Here is a 5,237-nt window from a genome sequence, read left to right as displayed (position 1 = left end):
CACGATATTCCTCATGGCGATGTACCGCTGGCTATTATCTCATCGTTGCTTATTGTTAATCTTTGCCAGGCTGAAACCAGTATTTACACTATAAAAAGTAAAGCACTTGATTACATCGGGCAGATCTCATACGGCATTTACCTGCTGCATAAATACCCCTTGTTTTTGATCCTGTATCTTGTACATCGTTATATCCCTACAATGAACATGGCAATGCAGAACATTATCATATATGTGGCTACTATAGCTTGCGCCATTGGGTTGGCATCCTTATCCTATTTTGGATATGAGAAACCTTTCCTGACTATTAAGAAACGCTTTCAGAAAATTACACAGTAATATTTATCGCTGTTTAAGTTCAATTACCGAGGTAAAAGTATTTACACCTGTACCGGGTTTATGCTTGTAGTTAAATGCATCGCTGGCACGCGCAATGATCATCAGGCCATAATGTTCATTTAATCCCATAATGGTTTCCCTGTCAACATATCTTACGTCAAAATCTTCGGTAAAAAACTCCAGCTGATTACTGTTTTTTACCCGCCCTTTTAATGTGCCGAAGTCATCGCCATAAATAGCAATTTCATTTTGAGTAAACTTGCTTTGTGTTAGCGGCCAGGTTAGCAATGCCTGTCGGGTATTAATTTCCAGTGGCCTTCCCTTGTCCTGTTTACTTATATATAGTTTGTCATTTTTCAGATCGATCCCGATCCGGGTAACATCGTCCCCCATATGCTTGAGCGAATTGGTGAGCAGCTCAAGCAGGATAATTTTTATCCTGAACCCCGCGTCGTCATCAACAATATCTTTTGCTATATTTTGTATATAGCTGATGATCTGTACGGTTAAAGGATAAATACCTTCGGTTTCATTGTTGAAAACAAACTTTTTCAAAATAGTAATTTGTTTATGCCCCGGTTAAAGCCTCCTGTGTATTTGTATAGATCTTAAACACTTTATCAAGCCGCACTAATTGAAACAATGATCTGATATCGCTATTTAAACCAACTACGGCAATATCTCCCCCATTATTCATGGTCAGTTTAAGTGCCGATACCAATGCACCTAAAAAAGAACTATCAATATATATTACCTGCTCAAAATTTACAATAATATATTTATTTCCATTATTAATCAAGATAATCAATTCTGATTTAAATTGATCAGAATTTGCCAAATTAGCCTCTTTAAGTTGTATATCTGCAATTAATGCACTATCGAGCAGATGTGTTTGTAATATCATTTAGCTATTTTTTTTGAATAAATATTAAACTGCAATCGTCAATTTGTTCTCTTGCTTTTTCGTTTAAGAAGCCATCATTTTTTAAAGTGGCGAATGAATCTGCTTTACCAAGATATTTTGCAACTTCATTAATAAAACTATTCAGGTCTGTTTTCTTTCCTGCCGCTGTCTCCTTGTCGATTAATCCGTCGGTTATCAGCATCAACTGATCACCTGGCTGCATAGTAAACAAATGTTCGTCAAACCCGCCCTCTTTACTGATGCCAAGTAATAATCCCGATGAGCCGATCATGTTAAGCTTCATTTCGGAATGGCTAAAGTACAACAGCGGTAAATCGCCTGCTCCGGTATAACTTAGTGTTTCATTCTCTGAATCAATCATTATAAGTGAAAGTGTCGATAAAACCTCGCTCACAACCGGGTCATGATAAATAACAGAGTTTATTTTCTGCATGATGCTTTGGGTTGATACATCTCCTTCCGAAACACATAACCGTACAGCTGCCCTTATATAGCTCAGGTAACCAAATGAAAAGAACCAGGCCCCCCATTTTTTCCCCATAACATCGCCCAGGATAATAAAAGTATACCTGTTATTGATCGATATGGCGTCAATAAAATCTCCGCCAGGATAATTCTCAAATGATTTATGCCAGAAATCTATTTCAAAACCATTGATGCGAGGTGTTTCCTGCGGAACGGAATATAAATTCAGCGCCATCGCTGCGCTGCTCAGTTCCCTTATTGTATGTTCGTGCCGTTCGCGGATGCTGTTCAGATAATTATTGATCTTTGAAATAATAAAGGCAATGGGCGTATCCTTATCAATGTAATCAATAGCATCCAGGCTGATCCCCGCTATCATATGCGCATGATCAGTAACAGATGTCAAAAACATAAAAGGGATATTTTTATACTCGGGTATAGCCATTAAGCTTTGCCTGAATGCAAAACCATCGGTTCCGGGCATCTGATAGTCCGACAAAATAAGATCGGGGCTCTCATTTTTAAGTAATGCCATAGCTTCCTCGGCGTTAGCCGCCCTGCGCGTGGCAAAGCCATCTTTTTCCAAAGCCTGACCTATAACCATCAAAATGAGAGGGCTGTCATCAACCAGGAGTATTTTTGGAGGTTTCGGCATAATTTTAGCAATCAGGAATTGACTTTCCGGAGTACGGCGTTTATAAACAAATATACACCTGTTAATACGATTAAAACGGATATAACATCCATTAAAGTTATACCGTCATCTTTCGAAAAATAAAAAATGGTAAACATTTCAAAATATGGTGGTGCCGGCATGATGATCATGGCTAAACCGAGTATGATCATGGTAACAGCAATTCCTATCAAAACAACGCGCTTTAACTTTTCGTGGATCAGGTATTTTTTGGATTCCCTGCTGTCAACCGGGTGTTGGGCAAGCAAAAGCTCAAGGTTATTTACCATATCCAGGCGACTTTGATCCTGGTCTAATCCACTAAAAACATCAAATTTCTGCAGAGGAGCATTAAGCTCAATTGCGCTGTTTATTTTTTGCTGTATGACTCTAATGTGTTCTTTATCAATATTCCCCTTTTTTAGCAGTTGTATAAGTTCATCAGCTTTTATGTTAAGCAATGACTCATCATCATTTGGTAGGTTATTCTTCAAAGGAATATAGTGATATAATTGGTTAACTTTTGCTGATATTAGCCGTAAAAAGCAATATTGATAATAACCCCTTATAAATGAAAAAAGTTTCTGTTGTTACTGTAAATTTTAATCAGCCTTCTGTCACCGAAGAAATGTTATTATCGATTAAAAATACGAGTACTTATAATAATATAGAAATAATTGTTGTCGATAATGCAAGTAAAATAGACCCGGTTCCGGGCTGGAGAATGAAATATCCTGATATTATATTTGTCCGTTCGGAAGTTAACCTTGGTTTTGCAGGCGGTAATAACCTTGGGCTCACAGTTGCAACCGGCGATTATATTTTCATGGTGAACAATGATACCGAATTTACCCCCGGATTGGTTGAAAAACTTGCAGGTGTGATGGATGATAATAATGTGGTAGGAATGCTATCGCCGATGATCAAATATTTCAGTGATAAAAACCTGATACAGTACGCCGGCTACACCCCCATGAACTATTACACATGTCGCAATAGCGTCATAGGTCTAAAACAGAAAGATGAAGGCCAGTTTGATCATATTACAACCCCTACTGCCTACTGCCATGGGGCCGCCATGATGATCAGGAAAGAGGCGATTGAAAAAGCAGGTATGATGTGCGAAAACTTCTTCCTGTACTATGAAGAGGTTGATTGGTGCGAACATATCATAAGAGCAGGTTTTAAGGCCTGGGTTTGTACCGATGCCCTTATTTACCATAAAGAATCCGTTTCGGTAGGCAAGAAAAGCAAGCTTAAAGAATATTTTATGAACCGCAATCGGATCCTGTTTATCCGCCGGAATGCCCCGTTGTTCAAAAAGATCTTCTTTTACTTTTATTTTCTGCTTTTTGTGGTGCCCCGCAACCTGGTTAATTACATTAAAGAAAAACAATACGGATTTATTCCCATGCTGTTGAAAGCAGTATGGTGGAATTTCACCCATTCAAAAAACAGTAGCAATTTAGGATACCCCATTAATACCATAGGATGAAAATAATTTTAGCCATAAGTCTTTTTATTGTTTTTTACACTTTTGCAGGATACGGCATCTTCCTTTACCTGATCATCAGGATCAAGAGGATTTTTAAAGGCCTGAAACCTCTCCCTGCAGAAAACCTGGATGTGCTTCCTTCCTGCACGTTGATCATAGCCGCTTACAACGAAGAATATTTTATTGAACAGAAGATCAGCAACAGTCTGCAACTCAATTATCCCGAAGGAAAACTGAAACTGCTTTTTGTTACCGATGGCTCATCAGACAAAACCCCTGATATTATTGCCAGGTACCCACAGATACAATTACTGCACAAGCCCGAACGGGCAGGCAAAATAGCTGCTGTACACCGTGCCATGGAATATGTTGATACCGATGCCGTTGTTTTTACCGATGCCAATACATTTTTAAATAAGGATGCCTTAATAAAGATATGCAGGCATTACAGCGACGTAACAGTTGGTGCTGTGGCTGGCGAAAAACGGGTGCATATTGATGAGAACGCAGATGCCAGTGCGGCAGGTGAGGGCTTTTACTGGAAATATGAATCCGCCCTTAAAAAATGGGACTCAGAACTGTATTCGGTTGTGGGGGCAGCGGGTGAACTGTTTAGTGTACGCCGTTCATTATATCAGCCGGTTGAGCCGGATACGGTGCTTGATGATTTTATGATCTCGATGCTGATAGCTGCTAAAGGCTACCGCATTATTTACGAGCCTGATGCATACGCTACCGAAACAGCATCAGAAAATGTTTCGGAAGAGTTAAAACGAAAAGTAAGGATTGCTGCCGGCGGGATACAATCTATTTTAAGGCTTAAAAAATTATTTAACCCATTCCCCTACCCAATTCTATCGTTTCAATATATCAGTCACCGGGTTTTACGGTGGACAATAACCCCTTTCCTGCTTATATTATCATTTATTTTAAACATCGTTCTTGCCCTTGAATCGGGAGAAACAGCCATGCAGGGGCTATTATTGGCACAGGTATTGTTTTACTTGCTGGCATTGCTTGGCATGGTAATGGAAAAGCGGCAGCTGCGCATAAAAGTTCTTTTTATCCCCTATTATTTTTGTGTTATGAACTATGCAGTGCTGGCTGGTATCATCCGTTATTTTAGCACTAAGCAAAGCGCAGTTTGGGAAAAAGTACAACGAAAGCAGTAAAACATTGATTATAAGTTAAGAAGATAATTATTTTATAGTTTAATATATTGAACAGATAAAAACATACCGTAAAATAATTGATGATAAAAGAAGATTAGATCAAAAAAATCTATCTTCAGCTGCTTTTTAAATTACCTGTCAACTAATTAAAAAGTATATTTCGACCGC

The 5,237-nt window shown here is 38.7% G+C and carries 7 protein-coding genes; 3 read left to right on the top strand and 4 right to left on the bottom strand.

Annotation, left to right across the window (positions count from 1 at the left end; translation table 11 throughout):
• The coding region (locus VF500_RS07055; protein WP_330858992.1) for a hypothetical protein at positions 1-339 on the top strand (339 nt) is incomplete at its 5' end.
• 3 nt (positions 340-342) lie between these two features.
• On the opposite strand, the gene VF500_RS07050 is transcribed toward VF500_RS07055, so the two are convergent.
• From VF500_RS07050 to VF500_RS07035, 4 genes are read right to left on the bottom strand one after another with little or no spacing between them, the layout of a single operon-like run.
• On the bottom strand, positions 343-894 hold the full coding sequence (locus VF500_RS07050) for a hypothetical protein (protein ID WP_330858991.1): 552 nt from the start codon (positions 892-894) through the stop codon (positions 343-345).
• Between the two features lie 13 nt (positions 895-907).
• A complete protein-coding gene (locus VF500_RS07045) occupies positions 908-1,243 on the bottom strand; it encodes an STAS domain-containing protein (protein ID WP_330858990.1) in 336 nt (111 codons plus the stop codon).
• Between the two features lie 4 nt (positions 1,244-1,247).
• Positions 1,248-2,384 (bottom strand): fused response regulator/phosphatase, encoded by a 1,137-nt coding sequence (locus tag VF500_RS07040; protein ID WP_330858989.1) that lies wholly within the window; start codon positions 2,382-2,384, stop codon positions 1,248-1,250.
• Positions 2,385-2,395: 11 nt separating this feature from the next.
• The gene (locus VF500_RS07035) at positions 2,396-2,896 is read right to left on the bottom strand and encodes a hypothetical protein (RefSeq protein WP_330858988.1); all 501 of its coding nucleotides are present in this window, start codon (positions 2,894-2,896) and stop codon (positions 2,396-2,398) included.
• A gap of 77 nt (positions 2,897-2,973) precedes the next feature.
• Between VF500_RS07035 and VF500_RS07030 the strand changes: the two genes are divergently transcribed.
• Entirely contained in the window at positions 2,974-3,897 is a 924-nt protein-coding gene (locus VF500_RS07030; protein ID WP_330858987.1) for a glycosyltransferase family 2 protein, read from the top strand.
• Positions 3,894-5,069, top strand: a complete 1,176-nt coding sequence (locus tag VF500_RS07025) for a glycosyltransferase family 2 protein (protein ID WP_330858986.1) — start codon at positions 3,894-3,896, stop codon at positions 5,067-5,069. Before VF500_RS07030 ends, VF500_RS07025 begins: the two co-directional genes overlap by 4 nt.
• The last annotated feature ends 168 nt before the right edge of the window (positions 5,070-5,237 follow it).

This window comes from Mucilaginibacter sp., from assembly GCF_036383575.1.
In the GTDB taxonomy this organism is placed as follows: Bacteria; Bacteroidota; Bacteroidia; order Sphingobacteriales; family Sphingobacteriaceae; genus Mucilaginibacter.
This window is presented reverse-complemented; position numbering and strand designations above follow the sequence as displayed.